Annotated in this window: 12 protein-coding genes; 4 read left to right on the forward strand and 8 right to left on the reverse strand. The window is 33.0% G+C overall.

The genetic code is table 11. The annotated features are described in order from the left end of the window. Nucleotides 1–19 precede the first annotated feature (19 nt). The 4 genes from ACOQOS_RS04015 to ACOQOS_RS04030 all read right to left on the reverse strand — a co-directional run bounded on the left by ACOQOS_RS04015 (nt 20) and on the right by ACOQOS_RS04030 (nt 5,731). Nucleotides 20–1,267: an NAD(P)/FAD-dependent oxidoreductase gene (locus tag ACOQOS_RS04015; RefSeq protein WP_420573677.1), complete on the reverse strand. Its 1,248-nt coding sequence runs from the start codon at nt 1,265–1,267 to the stop codon at nt 20–22. 700 nt (nt 1,268–1,967) lie between these two features. Beyond that, the gene (locus ACOQOS_RS04020) at nt 1,968–2,975 is read right to left on the reverse strand and encodes a 4-hydroxyproline epimerase (protein WP_420573678.1); all 1,008 of its coding nucleotides are present in this window, start codon (nt 2,973–2,975) and stop codon (nt 1,968–1,970) included. Between the two features lie 9 nt (nt 2,976–2,984). Continuing rightward, nucleotides 2,985–4,568 carry an aldehyde dehydrogenase (NADP(+)) gene (locus tag ACOQOS_RS04025; protein WP_420573679.1) on the reverse strand — a complete coding sequence of 528 codons (1,584 nt, stop codon included), beginning with the start codon at nt 4,566–4,568 and terminating at the stop codon, nt 2,985–2,987. Nucleotides 4,569–4,807: 239 nt separating this feature from the next. Continuing rightward, nucleotides 4,808–5,731: a dihydrodipicolinate synthase family protein gene (locus ACOQOS_RS04030; RefSeq protein ID WP_420573680.1), complete on the reverse strand. Its 924-nt coding sequence runs from the start codon at nt 5,729–5,731 to the stop codon at nt 4,808–4,810. Between the two features lie 172 nt (nt 5,732–5,903). On the opposite strand from ACOQOS_RS04030, the gene ACOQOS_RS04035 reads away from it, so the two are divergent. Together ACOQOS_RS04035 and ACOQOS_RS04040 are read left to right on the forward strand one after the other, a co-directional pair. Then, nucleotides 5,904–6,764 carry a helix-turn-helix domain-containing protein gene (locus ACOQOS_RS04035; RefSeq protein WP_420573681.1) on the forward strand — a complete coding sequence of 287 codons (861 nt, stop codon included), beginning with the start codon at nt 5,904–5,906 and terminating at the stop codon, nt 6,762–6,764. Between the two features lie 204 nt (nt 6,765–6,968). Further along, the gene (locus ACOQOS_RS04040) at nt 6,969–8,657 is read left to right on the forward strand and encodes a pentapeptide repeat-containing protein (RefSeq protein WP_420573682.1); all 1,689 of its coding nucleotides are present in this window, start codon (nt 6,969–6,971) and stop codon (nt 8,655–8,657) included. A gap of 51 nt (nt 8,658–8,708) precedes the next feature. On the opposite strand, the gene ACOQOS_RS04045 is transcribed toward ACOQOS_RS04040, so the two are convergent. From ACOQOS_RS04045 to ACOQOS_RS04060, 4 genes are all read right to left on the reverse strand, one after another. Continuing rightward, nucleotides 8,709–9,830: a glycerate kinase gene (locus ACOQOS_RS04045; protein ID WP_420573683.1), complete on the reverse strand. Its 1,122-nt coding sequence runs from the start codon at nt 9,828–9,830 to the stop codon at nt 8,709–8,711. 205 nt (nt 9,831–10,035) lie between these two features. Further along, entirely contained in the window at nt 10,036–11,688 is a 1,653-nt protein-coding gene (locus ACOQOS_RS04050) for a sodium:solute symporter family transporter (RefSeq protein ID WP_420573684.1), read from the reverse strand. Nucleotides 11,689–11,700: 12 nt separating this feature from the next. Next, the gene (locus ACOQOS_RS04055) at nt 11,701–12,999 is read right to left on the reverse strand and encodes an amylo-alpha-1,6-glucosidase (protein WP_420573685.1); all 1,299 of its coding nucleotides are present in this window, start codon (nt 12,997–12,999) and stop codon (nt 11,701–11,703) included. A gap of 145 nt (nt 13,000–13,144) precedes the next feature. Next, nucleotides 13,145–15,739 (reverse strand): TonB-dependent receptor, encoded by a 2,595-nt coding sequence (locus ACOQOS_RS04060; protein WP_420573686.1) that lies wholly within the window; start codon nt 15,737–15,739, stop codon nt 13,145–13,147. Between the two features lie 168 nt (nt 15,740–15,907). Here ACOQOS_RS04060 and ACOQOS_RS04065 point away from each other — a divergent pair, with 168 nt between their 5' ends. After that, a complete protein-coding gene (locus tag ACOQOS_RS04065) occupies nt 15,908–16,930 on the forward strand; it encodes a LacI family DNA-binding transcriptional regulator (RefSeq protein WP_420573687.1) in 1,023 nt (340 codons plus the stop codon). 74 nt (nt 16,931–17,004) lie between these two features. Continuing rightward, nucleotides 17,005–17,439 carry a hypothetical protein gene (locus ACOQOS_RS04070; RefSeq protein WP_420573688.1) on the forward strand — a complete coding sequence of 145 codons (435 nt, stop codon included), beginning with the start codon at nt 17,005–17,007 and terminating at the stop codon, nt 17,437–17,439. The last annotated feature ends 199 nt before the right edge of the window (nt 17,440–17,638 follow it).

Genomic DNA, 17,638 nt, shown 5'->3' on the forward strand with positions numbered 1-17,638 from the left:
CCAAAAAAGCAACGTAAATCTACCCAAACCGTTCCACCTCAAAACCATTTAATTTCATAGAAGTTCGCTTCTCTCCTACCAATTCACTAACAAGTTTTCCTGTTGCAGGTCCTAAACTCCAACCCATCATGGCGTGACCTGTTGCTACTATTAAATTTGTATAATTCTTAGCTTTTCCAATATATGGCAAACCATCTGGCGAACACGGACGCAATCCGCAGGCAGCATTTTTTATAGCATCTTCAGGGATTTTCAAACCGTTGTAAAAAGTTTCAGCGGCTTTCGCAATAGCTTTTACACGTGTTTCATTAATTGTATGATTAATTCCGCCAATTTCCATGGTTCCAGCAAAACGTGTAAAACCTTGCATTGGCGTTACTGCAACTTTGGCTTCTGCTAAAATTGCTGGCATCGTAATTCCTGTGTTTTCTTTGACATCTATTCGGTAACCTTTTCCCGCTTGAAGCGGAATTTGTATCCGTAACTTTTTTGCCAAAATTGAACTCCATGAACCTGCAGAAAGTATAAATTCGTCTGCTTTTAGTGTACGTTTCAAAGTCTGTACAGAACTAATTTTGTCATTTGTATACTGTAGATCGGTAATGGGTTCGTCTGTATAAAACTGAACACCTTTTTGTTGTAAAAAAGCGATCATTTGTGGCATAAAATTCGTTGGTGTCATATGTGCATCCGAATCAAAATACACTGCTCCTTTAATATTAAAATCTACATTTGGCTCTAGCTTTTTCACCTCTTCTTTGGTCAAATTCTGAACCTTTAATCCTTCATCAATAGCACGTTTTCCCATATTCCACTCTGCTTCGCCTTCTTTATCAGTTTGATAACACATCAACAAACCTTTTCGCTCCAAGTGAAAATCAAAATCTTTTGAATTAAATATATCTGTATACAATTCGCGACTTAGTAAATTAATCTCTTTTATAATCGGAATAGAACGTTCAACATGCTTTTTTGTTGCAGATTTTTTAAACAACCAAGACCATTTTAAAAAGTCAGCATCTAAACGTGGTTTTACATAAAAAGGACTTGAAGCGTTAAACATCCATTTCAAACCTTTAGTAATCATTCCAGGCGCTGCTAATGGAATAATATGACTTGGCGTAATATAACCTGCATTTACAAAAGAAGCGCCACTCGATATATCACTTTTATCAAATATAGTAACTTGATGTCCGTCTTGCTGTAAATAATACGCGCAACACAGTCCAATAATTCCTCCTCCAATAATGACTATTTCTTTTTTCAAATCTATTTAGATTTTTAGGCTTTTTATACTTGCTTTCTTTAAGTTTGTTTAACTTATTAGAAACGTCTGTTCGAGTGTCTGATTTATGATTTGGTGTATCGAGAACAACTTTAAAAATCATAGTACTTCTCGATACTATTTTCTATCGAAAATCACTCGAAGTGACACGTAGAATATTTTTATTTTATAATTTTCGTCATACTAAATTTGATTCAGCATCTCAATAGTAAATACTACTATCTAAAAACCAATTCAATACGTCTTTGCGAGAGTTTTATAAAAACTCGTGGCAATCTGTTGCTTTACAAGCAGATTACTTCGTCATACTTCCTCGTAATGACCTTTCAAATCTTCTCAATACTAACATCTCAAATTTAAAATTCAACTCGTATCATAAAATAAAGAATTGTCACGAATACACGAATGGTTTTCTATTATCTTACTTTCTCTTAATAATTATCACGAATTAGCTCGTTTCAAAGTAAATTCAGTATTCGATATTTATACTAAAATCATTTAGTTATGTCATAGAAATCGAACTTACGTTTGAAATATCTCAATACACAATACTAACATCTAAAAACCAATTCAATACGTCTTTGCGAGAGTTTTATAAAAATTTGTGGCAATCTCTTAACAAACAGATTACTTCGTCATACTTCCTCGTAATGACGTTTCAAATCTTCTCAATACCAACATCTCAAATCACCTGAAAGCCATGTGCATACGGATCATCTTCATCATCAATAATAATTGTATTATACCCATACACTTTTGCCCAGCCTTGAATACTTGGAACAATCGCTGGTTTTCCTGCCAACATTGTTTCTTCTTCAATATGACCAACAAACTTTGATCCTATATAACTTTCATGTATAAACTCCTCTCCCATTTTTAATTTTCCTTTAGCATGTAGTTGTGCTAATCGTGCGGAAGTTCCAGTTCCGCAAGGACTTCTATCAATGGCTTTATCTCCATAAAAAACGGCGTTTCTTCCAGACGAAGTTGCATCAATCGGATTTCCTGTCCATAGCATATGTGATACATCACGAATGGTATCATTTTCTGGATGAATAAACAAATTTGGATACTTCTTATTAATCCGTTCTCGTACCACTTGTGAATACTGAATTATTTTGCTCGCTGTAAAATCGTGAATACCTGAAAAATTCTTTTGCGGATCTACAATCGCATAGTAATTTCCGCCATAAGCGACATCAAACGTAAGTTCTCCTAATTCCGGACAATCTATAGTTAAATTTTCTTCAGCTAAAAAGCTTTTTACATTGGTCAACCGAACCCAATCTACTTTTTTGCCTGTTTGTTGATATGCGATTTCTACCAAACCTGCTGGCGCTTCCATTTTAATCTTTCCAGCCGTTTTTGGTGTAATCAAACCTTCTTCTATGGCAATGGTAATCGTTCCGATCGTTCCATGTCCGCACATTGGCAAACAACCTGAAGTTTCAATAAATAGAATTCCAAAATCATTTTCAGGATTACTTGGAGGAAATAAAATACTTCCGCTCATCATGTCATGACCGCGCGGTTCAAACATTAAACCTTTGCGAATCCAGTCGTATTCTTTTAGGAAATGCTGCCGTTTCTCGCTCATATTAGTTCCGACTAAATTTGGTCCGCCGCCAGCAACAACACGCACAGGATTTCCGCAAGTATGTGCATCAATACAAAAAAAGGTCTTTCGCATAGCAATTTTTTATAAAGCTTCTTTCGTCTCTTGATCGTTTACCAATCGAAGAATATTCAAAGGGTTTTCGTTTTTTAATTCATCAGGCAATAACTCATTTGGCCAATCTTGGTAACTAAATGGTCGAACCCAACGTTTTATAGAATCTCTTCCAACTGCTGTAAATCTGCTGTCTGTCGATGCTGGATACGGTCCCCCATGCAACATAGAAGGTACAACTTCTACGCCTGTAGGAACTCCATTAAAAATAATACGTCCTACTCTATCTGATAAAGTTTTAACAACACCATTATAATTTGAAGCTTCGTTTTCTTCAGAAATAATGGTTCCTGTCAATTGTCCTTCTAAGTTTGCTAAAATCGTTTCTAATTCTGCAACATTTTCACATTGTACTACTAATGAAAACGGTCCAAAAACTTCTTCGTGAAGTGTAGCATTTTCTAAAAATGTTTTCCCATCAACGGTAGCGACAGTTTGCTGCGCATAATTTTCAGCCACAGCTGTATCAATAGTAGCTTTAGTTTCTACATTTTTTTGCGATTGAGCTTTCGCTTTGTTATTGCTATACACAGCATGAATATTAGGATGTAACATACATTGCGGTTTTATCTGAACGATTTCTTCTGCTAATGTTCCTATAAAATTTGTTAGACCGTCACTTTTAAGTCCTAAAATCAATCCTGGATTTGTACAAAATTGACCTGTTCCTAAAGTAATGGAACTTGCATAAGTTTTTGCCCAAGAAACTGCTTTTGTCTCTAGTGCTTTTGGTAATAAAACTACTGGATTTATACTTCCCATTTCGGCAAATACTGGAATTGGTTCTTTTCGTTTGGCAGCTAGGTCTAATAATGCGCGTCCGCCTCGAATACTTCCTGTAAATCCAACTCCTTTTACTTTTGGATGTTTTACCAATTCTTGTCCGACTTCAATTCCACTACTATTTAAGTTTGAAAATACGCCGTTTGGCATGCCCGTTTTTTCCGCTGCTTTTTGAATAGCAGAAGCTACCAATTCACCAGTTCCTGCATGCATAGGATGTGATTTTACAACAACAGGACAACCTGAAGCCAATGCAGAAGCTGTATCGCCACCAGCCGTAGAATACGCTAATGGAAAATTACTCGCCCCAAAAACGACGATTGGACCAATAGGAACTGACATTTTTCGTAAGTCAACTCTTGGATTCGGCGTTCGATCAGGTTGCGCAGGATCAATTCGTGCTTCAACCCAAGAACCTTCTTCTACAAGTTTAGCAAACGTGCGCAGTTGACCAATTGTTCTACCACGTTCTCCTTTGGCTCTTCCTTCAGGTAAACCAGTTTCAGACATGTATGTTTGTACTAATGTATTATCCAACGCTAAAATTTCATCAGCTATAGTATTTAAAAATGCTGCCTTTTTTGTACCAGAAATCGTTCTAAATATTTTAAAAGCTTCTGAGGCTAAATCTACAGCTTCCTGAATTTCTTCCGAAGTTGCTTCCGTAAAAACTGTTTCGTTTGCAGTATTTGTTTTCGGATTAAAGGTTTTATAGGTTGTGTTGCCTTTTGCTGAAAGTGTATTTCCAATATAGTTTTTCCCTGTAATCATATATCTTACTTTTAATGTTCTTTCCTTTGTTATTTATAACAAAAATGAACTAAGAATGTGTGTTTTTGAAAAATAATAAAAGCGTGATTCAAATCCTAAGTTTTTTCCAAGGCTTTAAAAACTTACAACGGATTTGACTCACTACTTCAATAAAAATGAACCTTGGATTTAACAGCTGCTAACTTATTACTTTTTATGATATTACAATGCTGTTAAAGATTTTAGCACTCATTTTATATTTAACCTAAGTATTGTTTATAATTTGGTAATTCTGGACGTGCTTTTAATCCGTTGATGATTATATTAGTAACATGTTCTCTTTCATCTCCAATTAACGGTAATCGTGGTTCACGAACATTTTCTGTTCCAATTCCTGTAGCTACTTCTGCAAGTTTTATATTTTGGACTAACTTCGTATTGATGTCTAATTCTAGTAACGGTAAAAACCATCTATAAATTGAAATTGCTTCTTCGATTTTTCCAGCTTTTGCCAAAGCATAAATCGCTACTGTTTCTGCAGGAAATGCACATACTAAACCTGCAACCCAACCATCTGCGCCCATGAAGATACTTTCTAAAGCTAGTGTATCAACACCACTTAAAATCGCCAATCGATCTCCAAAACGGTTTTTAATGCGTGTAATGTTGGAGATATCACGTGTAGATTCTTTCACTGCTTGAATGTTTGGACAATCATTTAGTAATTCTTCAAACATATCTAAGGTAACTTCAATACCATAATCTACAGGATTGTTATAAACCATAATTGGTAAATCGGTACTATTAGCAACAGCTTTAAAATAGGTAACCGTTTCTCTTCCATCTGCTTTGTATCGCATTGGTGGTAACATCATTAGGCCACTTGCACCATCTTCTTTGGCATGTTTTGCGGCCTCTTTTGCTGCAACAGTAGATTGTTCTGCTACATTTATAATGACAGGAACTTTTCCATCAACGATTTTTACTGTTTCACGAACTAACGTGCGTTTTTCTTCATTGGTTAATGTACTAGCTTCTCCCAACGTTCCTCCAAGAATAATTCCATGTACGCCAGCTTCTAGTTGTGCGTTGATATTGACGGCAAACATTTTTAAATCAAGTTTGTCATCGTCAGTAAATTTTGTAGTTACAGCTGGCATTACGCCTTTCCAATTGATTTGCATTGTATTGTTCTTTTGATGTGGTAAAAGTAACTTACATCTTTACATTAGAAATTGTAGATATTATCCAATATCGATACTATTTTATCCTAAAAACCATTTTTTATAGTTTTTTAGATTAATTTTAGCACATTATTATCTCGACTTCGCTCGATATTACAATTTGTATTATAAAATGAAAGTTTTACCTTTTAAAATACCAAAAGCTGAAAGTGATATTTTGATCGTTCAGGAAGATCGTGGACGTACATTTTATGAACAGCTACATCAACACGAAGAAATTCAGTTATCTTTTATTGTTTCTGGAAAAGGAACTTTTATCATTGGTGATACTATTCGCGATTTTCAACCAAACGATGTTTTATTGTTTGGAAGTCATGTTCCGCATGTTTTGAAGAGTGATGTTTCAACTGAACAGGATTCGTATATGATTTCTTTATTTTTTACGAGTGATAGTTTTGGAGAACATTTTTTTGGGTTGCCAAAGTTACAATCCTTGCAGAAACTCTTGAACGATGCACGTTTTGGAGTGAAGTTTACTGAACATAAAACTATTGTAAAGTCTTTGTTTGAAGGTGTTTTGCTTCAAAATTCCCTACAACAATTCGCCACTTTTTTTGAGATACTTTCTATTTTAACGCAATTGGACTATGAAACAATTTCTTCTTTTATCAACACTAAAAACTATACAGATGACGAAGGAAAACGCATGAGCGCTGTTTTTGAATTTGCGATGAATCATTTTGATCAAAAGATTGTGTTGGAAGATATTGCTACGATTGCCAATATGACACCGAATGCTTTTTGCAAGTATTTTAAACAACGAACGAATAAAACTTTTTTTAAGTTTTTGACGGAAGTCAGAATTGAAAATGCTTGTAAGTTTTTGACCAATCAATCACAGTTGTCTATTGCGGAAACTGCGTATAGTTGCGGTTTTTTTAATGTTTCAAATTTCAATCGAAAGTTTAAGGAAATTAAGGGTTTAACGCCTACTAAGTTTCGGAAGAAGGTGTTTTTAAATGCTAAATTTTAAAGTTTAAGTTTTTTCCTTTCTTACGTCATCACGAGGAAGTATGACGAAGTGACCTGTTTCTTTTGTTACTGATAGTTTCATTTCATTCGCTATGAAGTTTTAGAATATTGCTTTCTAATTAACACATGAATATATTTCTGTAGTTGCAGTTAATCAATTATAAAACTAAATGCATTTAGTAAGAAAATAACTATATTTATCAGTATGATTACAGAAGAAACTTATAATTGGGTAGAAGAATTATTAGATCCTAAAATTACTGAAATATCGGATAGTGATTATGATAGATTAGTTAAAGATTATTTTCAGAAAGATAAACGAGATTGGCTTGAGAAAAATAGAATATTGGAATATGTATCGAATATAGTAAGCTTTTGGAGATTAATCCGTAAGTTTTCAATACCGAAAGGGAAGAAACTAAAAATATATAATTTTAAAAACTTTGTATTTCCTAGTTTTTATGAAATGGAAATAAATGAAAATAATAATTTCTGGACTAATTATGAAGACAAAATTTTTCAACATTCAGTAGATTTTAGAGAAGCTACATTTTTAGATTATTCTGTATTTGAAAAAGTAATTTTTGAAAAAGATGTTAAATTTCAATATATCGAATTCGAAAATAATTTAATTATTAAAGATTGTACATTTAAGGGTAATGTTCTTTTTCAAAAATCAAAAATTAATAATCTAAATTTAATTAGCTCTACTTTTTCTAATAATTTCAATTTTACTGATAATGAATGTAATGGTGATGTAAATATATTTAATACAAGTTTTCAAGGCTTTTTACCTTCTTTTTATGATTCAAAATTTCATAAAAAGGTAATTTTCAGTAAAACAACTTTTTCAAGTGCTGCTTGTCGTTTTAATGAATCAATATTTCTAGATGATGTTGAGTTTTTTGAATGCAAATTTAAACCCAAACAAAAAATAGAATTCCAAGCAGTGAATTTTACTAAAAAAGTTGATTTTATTCGATGTGAATTTTTGAACGACACAAACTTTAATCAATCACAATTTCAAGGTGTTACGATTTTCGATAGACCAATTTTTAAAGAAGAAACTGATTTTTCCTATTGCTATTTTGAAGATGTGAATTTTAAAGAAATTAATACTATTTGGCCGTATAGAAATTATAATTATACTGAGCCTCCTAAACTTTATTTTAAGGATGTGTTTTTTAATTCAAAAACATTTATCAAAAATACAAACTTATCAGAATTAGAATTAGATAATAGTGATGTCACTAATATTACGTTTAGTAGATGCATCTGGAATGATGAAAAAAATCGATTAAAGTTAGTAAATGAATTACCTATACTAAACATTGAAACTAAAAATAAACTTAAACTTTCTAATCAAAATGAAGCAAAGAAGATTGTTGTTGAAAATTTAATAAATAAATTACGTGATTCAGAAAATCATTATCGTCAATTGAAAAAGAATTTTGATAGCACAAAAAATTGGGAACTTTCAGGAAAAGCATACGTAAGTGAAATGGAAATGAGACGCTTACGATATAAAAAGGAAAAAAGTGTCAGCTCAAAAATTAGTTTTATTATTTATTCTATTTATGAACATCTTGGAGGTTATACTCAAAGTTTCGTCAGACCTTTGAATATATTGTTACTCTTTACTTTATTTATTTTTCCTTTATACTATTTTACCGAATCTCTAATTTATTATTCACTTTGGAATTGTTCTTTTACAGAATCATTTAGCTTAGTTAGTGTTTCCGAATGCTTCCAAATGAGTATTGATGCAGCTTTACCAATTTTTAAACCAAAACATACATATCTTTTTTGGGGAGTTCAATACTTTCAAACTATTTTTTGTGGAACATTACTTACATTTTTCATCTTAGCACTTCGCAAGCGATTTAAGCAATAAAGATATTTTAAACATCTTTGATATATAAAAATTAAGATGTTGAATGTCAAACTATAAACACTTTACAAAATTATAGACTGCATATTTTAAATTTTGATAACTATGCGCCATTGCATGTTGAAGATCGCAAGGAGATTTTGTGATAGCGTTGACATACTGAACGCCTAATTTTTCTTGTGCAGCAATATCTAAATCCGTAGCACCACAAAATACAGCTACTGGAATGTTTTGTTTTTGAGCAGATTGAATAACGCCAGCAATTGTCTTTCCTGAGAATGTTTGATCGTCTAGTTTTCCTTCTCCAGTGATGATCCAATCAGCATTTTGAATTTTTGCATCAAAATCTAGTAATTCTTTGACCAATTCGATACCAGAAGTTAGTTTTCCTTGTAAAAATATCGTTGTACCAGCTCCCATTCCACCTGCCGCACCACTACCTTCAATATGTTGCACATCTATATTGAATTGTTTTTGTATGATACTGGCTATATTTTGCAAACCTTTATCTAATAATTTTACATCACTTTTGGAAGCTCCTTTTTGTGGCCCGTACACATATGCAGCACCATCTACTCCGTATAATGGATTTGTGACATCACAAGCAATTTGAATATTAGTAGTTGCCAATTTTGGATGTACATTACTAATATCAATTTGATGAATGTGTATCAGATTTTCTCCAATGGGCTGAATTTCTTGATCTTCTTTGTCTAAAAAACGATATCCTAATGCTGTTGCCATTCCTATTCCACAATCGTTGGTAGCGCTTCCTCCAATGCCTAAAATGATAGTTTCTGCTCCTTTGTCAATAGCCTTTAAAATAAATTCTCCTGTGCCATAAGTCGTCGTTTTACAGCAATTTTGTTCTTCTGAATCTAGCAATTTCATTCCAGAAGCTTCTGCCATTTCTATAAAAGCCGTTTTTTTTGATTCCAACCATAAATAAGATGCTTCTATAGGTCTAAACAACGGATCTCTCACGATAACTTTAACAAGTTCACCTTGTAAATGATCTGTTAAAATTTCAATGGTACCATCACCTCCATCCGCCAAAGGCAAACGTACAATTTCCGCCAAAGGCATTGCTTTTTTGATCCCTTCTACGGAAGCATCACAAAATTCACTTCCTGTCAAAGCGCCTTTAAATTTGTCTGGAGCCAATACTATTTTCACAGCGTTCTATTTTATAATTAAAGTTACGGATTTAGAATTCATTTCAGAAAGATTCATAATAAGTGCATGACAGTTCACTATTCTATTTTAGAATTAACACTTAAGAATAAAAGTTTACACGATATTTTTCTTAAAAACACCTTCTCACAATATTTATAGAGTCAATATATCAAGAAACTATAGTGTTTGTCATGCACTTGCTGAATTAAAAACTATTTAAGATAGTAGGCATAAAATAACTGATGAGTAAAATCAAGAAAAAGAATACCACTAATATGTAGACTTCTTTGATGAAAAAGTCTGCTTTTTTAACACTGATATCAAAGTTTTCTACAGTTTTGATGTGTGTGTGTTTTGTAAAATAACTAACGCTATACGCTACCACTAATGCTATGATTACTCCAGAAACATTCAACCAAATCCAGAAAATTTCAAAACCTAAGTTGATGCCAAAGATTTCTTGCATTGTTTTCGAGAATATAAGATTAATTAATACAGCCGAAATAATCCCTGTATTCATCCCAATATGATTGACTTTTTTAGAAAAAAATGCGAGCAAAAAGGTAACCAATACTGGACCGTAAAATACAGAGCCAATGGCATTGATAATTTCTATCACTGTGCTTTTACTTCCTCCAAATAGAAACGCACTTGCAATACACATAATTCCCCAAAAAACAACTGATAATTTAGAGATTGACATGTATTTTTTATTGCTTAATTTCTTCTCACCTCTATTGAAAAAATCTTCTACAGTAACCGCAGAAAGCGAATTGATTGTAGAACTCAATGTAGACATTGCTGCTGATAAAATCCCAACCATTAAAATTCCTATCAAGCCATGCGGTAAGTACTTCATGATAAAAACGGGTAACATTAGATCTGCTTTGATTCCATTTTTTGCAAATTCTTCAGGAAAATGTTGTTGTGTAGTTGATGAAATATCTTGTAAAAAATCAGGTGCAATTGTGATCAAACCACCTATAATGAGTCCCATTAAACAATAGATTAATACAACCGGAAAGCGAAATAAACCATTAACTAATAATAAGCTTCTTACCGTTTTTTCATTTTTTCCCGATAGTAAACGTTGCGCCTGCGTCTGATCGCATCCATAATAAGATACATATAGGAAGAATCCTCCTAAAATCATTGGTAAAATACCATATTCATTGTCTTTACCGATTCCTAAGTTGAAATCGATTACTTGTAACCTTTCTTGATCAAATCCATTAGGTAATCCACCATTTTCACTGAGTAAACTCCAACCATAAATTAGACATATGACCAAACCGCCAAAGAGGATAATCATTTGTATAGCATCGCCCCAAACTACAGCTTTCATTCCTCCTTGCCATGAATAAATGATGGTAATAAAACTGATAATTAGAATTGTGTAAGCGAAATCTATATTTAAAACTGCTTGTAGAATAATTGCAATGGTATACACCATCACACCTGTTCCTAACGCACGACTAATTTGAAATACAATACTTAATACCAAGCGTGTAGATGTACTAAAACGTCTTTCTACAAATTCATAGATACTAACTACACCAGATCGGAAAAGTGGCGGAACAATGACAATCATAATGAAAATCATGGCTAATGGAACTGCAAATTCAAACGTGAGCCATTTCATTCCTCCATTAAGTTTTAGTCCCACAAAAGCTGGAGCAGAAATAAAACTGATGGCTGATAATTGTGTTGCCATCGTAGACAAACTTAACGGAAACCAACCCAAGCTTTTACCTCCAAGAAAGTAATCTTTAGAATCTTTATTTTCTTTGAAGAAATATCCCATTCCCAAAAAGAAAATGATATATCCGATGATGATTGTATAGTCGAGCCAGTTCATGTGTCTTTGATATTAGTTGTCGTTAAGCATGTCAATTATTAAGGCAGCTGTCCAGGAGAAATTATTTCCTCCGTATCCTGTTTCTCCCTCGTCTTTTCGAGCATCAAAATACTCATAGAATCCAAATTTTTCAACTAAAGCGATAGAATCATTTTTAACTCTTTCTGCAATTTGGGTAAATTCATATTTTTTTAATCCATTATATAAAATCCAATTCACGTTAATCCAAACTGGTCCACGCCAGTATTTTCGTGGATTGTAGCGTTCACTTGTAGGATCAAAAGAGGCGCATAGATATTGGTGATCTTTCCCAAATTTCTCCATCATCGTTTTTATCAATACAGCTGCATACTCTTTGGTAGGAATTCCAGCATACAATGGTGTAAATGAGGATGATGACACATAATTTAACGGTTTTTCATTTCGCAAATCATAATGTATATATGCGCCTAATTCTTTGTTGAATAACTTTTCATTAAACGATTTGATACTTTTTGCTTGCCAAGCTTCTAATTGTTGTATTTTTTCTTCATTATTTCCAATAATTTTGTACAATTCAAGTAAGCTTTCGTTTGACTTAATTAACATCGTATTGAACAATGGATCTTGCACTAAAAACGGAGATAATTCTGCAATTTTTTGATCATTATAATTGTGTGCTTTCGCTATTTCTATAATATTCAAATAATGATCGTATTCTTTTTTTGATGGGCGCTGAGAAGCATCAACATGCGTTGTATCTCTTCGTTCAAAAGTAAAATCTGGTGACTGCATTGTTTTAAATATATCATCCCATAAAGGAGAATTATCTGTTCCTGATTCCCAGTTATGATAGATATAGACCAATCCTTCATTATGAAGATCACGATTGTTATAGAAGTATTCGTGATTTTTATAAACTTTATGAAGCATCGGTTCAATTGCCTTTAGAATTTGCGTTTTGTCTTTGCTTTTTTTGTACAATTCATGAAGCGCAAAACCAGCTACTGGTGGCTGCGTCATTCCTGTAGATTTGTATTTTTTTGAAGCTAATGGATGTAAGTGAGAGCAATGAAAATCGGCTCCTGGAAAATATGTATCACTTTCTGTATGAAAAATGATATGTGGAATAAAACCATTGTCCCATTGCGCATCGAGCAAAGTTTCCATTTCCTTTACTGCTTTTTCCATATCAAAATGTGCCAGACCTATTGCAATAAAACCCGAGTCCCAATTCCATTGAAATGGATATAAGTTTTGGCATGGAATACTGAAACCATCTTTCCAGTTATTTTCCAGCACTTTCATAGCTTGTTTTTGTAATTCTTTCAAACGTAATGGTATTTAGTATGATTTAATAATATTTTCAAATTGAATCTGCTTTAACTAAGTAAGTAACTCAAAAACTCACCACGAACGAATATGAAAATACGTGGTGAGCTATGAGTTAAATGAAGCTAATATCAATTAAGTGTTTTTAAAAGTTGAATGTAGCGTTGAAAAATACTCTTGTTGGTAATACTGGTCTACCTACAAAGAATTCTTCTTCTGTTTGATTGTTGTTCAATCTTGGAGATCCTTCTGTAATTCCATCTGAATTGAATAAGTTGAATACTTGCGATCCAATACGCATTGTTTCTCCGTTTTCGCCTACATCAAAAGTATATCCTAGATTTAAGCTTGCTAATCCAATTGCATCTAATTCAATAGAGTTTGCATCGTTAGAGAACTTTTTTCCTGTATAGTTATAAATGATTCCTGCATCAAACTTTGAGTTATCATAGTTTACAGAAACAGTACTCAAAATATTTGGTTGTCTTCTTAATTCATTGCCTTCAAATTCTGGATTACTTTCTGATTTTGTAATTTCATGACTTTGGTACGTTAGAGAACCTGCAAAGTCAAAATTGTTAGCAAATGCCCAATTCCATGTTCCTTCAAATCCAAAAGTACTTGTATCTTGTGTATCTACTTCTTCGATGAATCCACCACCAGGTGCGTTTACAAAACTTACGGCACGTCTGTCTTTTAAGCTTACAGAATAAAGTGCTGCAGTACCAGAGAATTTATTTTTTGAATATTTCACACCTAATTCTCCTTGAATAATTTTCTCTGTTTCGTAAGAAGATGGATTACCAAATCCGTCAAAACGTGTTCCTCTTAATTCTGGAAAGAAATATCCTCTAGAGAAGTTTCCATAGGCGCTTAAATCGTCATTTACTTTGTATAATGCAGCTAAAGCAACTGCAAAATCGTCTGCTGATACATTTCCTCTCGTAAAGCTACCATTACCCCAAACTACATTGTCTAAGTTGGCAATTCCTGTATTGTCTACTAGAAAAGAATCTGTTCCTTCTACTTCAATATCTCCTGAAGCTCTTTCGTAACGAACACCAATATCTAAATTCCAACGATCTAGTTTGATTTCATCTGTTAGAAATACTGCTATTTTGTTACTAGAAATATTTCTGTTCGTATAGGCAGTTCCTCTATTTGTCACACCATTAATAGAATACCCAGAAACATTTACCAAACGAGGTCTGTTGTTGAATTCTCCTAAATAATTTGTGATGACATTAAAATCACCTGCTTGCGATCTGGACATGAATGTTCCTAAGGTTATACTGTGATTTCCTGTTCTTTTTGTGAATTTGATATCTGCCATTAATTCTTCTAATGGTCTGCTTCTATCTAAGATTCTGTTTTCAAACAATAAAGCGTTTGCTCCTAATGGTTGTCCATTTAAGTACGTGAAATCTCCTGAAGTTAGTCCACGTGCATCTAAATATTCTTGCTGTGTTTCTACAACTTTAGCACCACTCACGCCACTTCCGTCAAGAAATAAATTAAATTGATGCTTGTAACGAGAGTATCTTAGTTTTGCATCTAATTTTAAATCATCTGAAAAACGGTGTTTAAAGTTTGTTAAGAAATAACCACCTTTTGTTGCTACTCCATCTTCAATTGGAGATCGATAAATTCCATCTGGAGTTGCATACGCAATATCAGAAGCTTCTGCTGTTTGCAATGTTAGCACTTCTTCTCCATCATTTCCTGTTGGACGATTACGTGATCCGCCTTCTAATGGATATGGTAAAAAGAATTGTACACTATCGTCAATCCACTGTCCAGAAAATGTAATAGAACCGTTGTTCGTTAAATGTTTGATATTTCCTCGTAATTGAAAACCTTCTGTATTTAATCCTGTTTTTAATGGTCCTTCATCATAACGATAAAATCCAGATAGTGCATAGAATGTTTTTGAATCTTCACCGCCAAGTGGTCCGCTAGTTACAAAATCTGCTTTATAACGCGAGTTTGAAGCTACTTCTGTACGGATTGTTGTTTTTTGTTGGCTTCCACCAGTTACACTCGTATAGTTAATGATACCAGCAACTGAACCTACTCCGTATAAAATTGAAGAACCGCCTCTAACGAATTCTAGATTCTTCATTCCGATATCGTTTCTGAAGTATACATCATGCGCTGAAGAATTTAATCCGAAAGTACTTAATACAGGCATTCCGTCTATTTGTAATGGATTAAACTGGTATTGTCCTCCAGAAGGTAAACCTCTTACAAAGATGTTAGAAGCTACTTCTCCTCCTCCACCTTCAGCAGTAATACCTGGTACACTTCTTAGTACATCTGCCTGGCTACTGGTATTGAGTTTTGACAGTTCTTTTACTCCGAAGGAAGTAATCGATAAAGGTGTTTCTTTTTGTGAACGTGTCGTAGAAGTTGCTGTTAATAATACTGCCGATAATGCATTTCCTCCTTGTTGTAATACAATATTTAATTTAATTGAAGTTCCGTTTAATTCAATTATTTTTTCATATGTTTCATAACCTACATATGAAACTGAAATTGTTTGCTTACCAGTTAAATTTGAGGAGAATGAAAAATTACCATCAAAGTCTGTTGCAGCACCTGAGGTATCTCCTTTTATAGAAACATTAGCACCTGGGATTGGAGTTCCAGTTTCGTCTTTTACGGTACCTGAAATCTCCGTTTGTGCCATTCCTGTAAAGAAGGTAAGTGCGCAAATAAGAGTGAAAATAGTTTTTCCCATATTTTATTGATTTAATAATTAATAGTTGATTATGTTGTAATATTAATATAATTACTGTTTTATTTTTACGAAAATGTTAATAAAAAGTTATGCAAACGTTCCCGGGAACGTTTGCAATTTCTATTTAAAAAATTTACATTTGGGTAATTAATTCCATTTTATCTATAAATGAAGAAAAAAAGTAGTGCTACACTCAAAGATATTGCAAAACAGTTAGGTTTGTCTACTTCTACCGTTTCTCGTGCTTTAAATAATCACATAGATATCAATCCAGAAACGAAAAAGTTAGTAGAAAAAAAGGCAAAAGAGTTAAATTATCAACCGAATATTTTTGCCAAAGGTTTTCGCAGTCATCGTACACGTATTATTGGAGTTGTTGTTCCAAAAATTTCACATTATTATACTTCTACCATATTAGAAGGAATTTTGGAAACCGCAGAAACAAATGGTTATCGCGTCATTATTTCTGAATCGAAAAATAGTTTTGAAAAGCAAATTGAGATGTTGAATACTATGATTCAATTTGGTGTTGAAGGTATTTTATTATGTTTAACCCGAAGAACCAAAGATGTTAAAGACATTTTAAATGTATTAGATCGTATTCCTTTAGTATTATTTGATAAAGTTTCAAACAAAATACCATGCACGCAAGTAATCATCGACGATAAACAAGCCGCATATAATGCAGTAGAACATTTAATCAATCTCGGAAGGAAACGCATTGCTATTTTTAAAGAAACAGAAAATTCTTTTAATTCCGAAAAACGTTATGAAGGATATTTAAAAGCGCTAAAAGATCATCATATTCCAATTGATGAAAAGTTGATTTTAAGTACTGAGGATATTTCTGTAAAACAAGGAAAACGTTTGACAAATATTGTATTGTCTCTCAAAGAAAAACCAGATGCTATTTTTGCAATTACCGATAGTTGTGCCATTGGAGTTATTAAAAAATTAAAGCAATACAATCTGAAAGTACCTGACGATATTGCAGTTGTTGGATTTAGTAACTCATTCAATTCCAGTATTATTGAACCTAATTTGACCACGATAGACCAACCAGGTAATAAAATGGGGAAAACTGCTGTAAAATATTTGATAGAAGAGATTGAAAATGATCTTCTTTCATATAAAACGATTGAACTTCCTACAAGCTTAATTGTTCGAGAATCTTCTTTTAAAGTGTCTTAAACAAACTATATCATCATCTTTTGCATATTTCATCATTTTTTTTGAACTTTAAAATCTAAACTAAAATACTCAACATGACAGTTATAGATGCACTTTACGGAAGTCAATATTACGATTTAAAGAATAAAGGATATGATGTGCGAAAAGGACGCATGTATGGAAACTTACTGTTTGCTGCTACGGTGATGATTTACTTTTTCGTCATTTTGATTATTTGGAGTTTTTTTTCTGAGGATTTTACTAAAGATGTAACACGATTTTTAAAAAGTATTTTTGGTTATAGCACTGGAAAAATGATAGGCAAAATCATTGCGATTCCTTTGATAGCGATTATTTACGGAGTAATTGCATTGTTTTTTGGCTCAAAGAAACGCTATGAAAAGAGTTATCAAAAGTTTTCTAACGCTACTCAGGAAGAGAAAGATAATGCTATTGGTAAAATGGTGATGATTTTCGCTGCTGGATTACTTTTGTTGTTTGTATTGTCTATTACAAGTTTGTTTTTATAGAGAAAATAAGTATTCCTGATTACTTCTCGATACAACGAATCATAGATTTGTCACTCGAAGTGACGTTTTGTTTATGAACGAAATTAGTTTTTCTTAGTAACCAGACTACCACGTCGCTCACTCCTCGTAGTAACGTTTCAAAGAATTTATGGAATCTTTTATAATATAAAAAACCATCTAATTTCTTAGATGGTTTTCA

Origin of the sequence: Kordia sp., assembly GCF_965224175.1 — a bacterium.
Classification (GTDB): domain Bacteria; phylum Bacteroidota; class Bacteroidia; order Flavobacteriales; family Flavobacteriaceae; genus Kordia.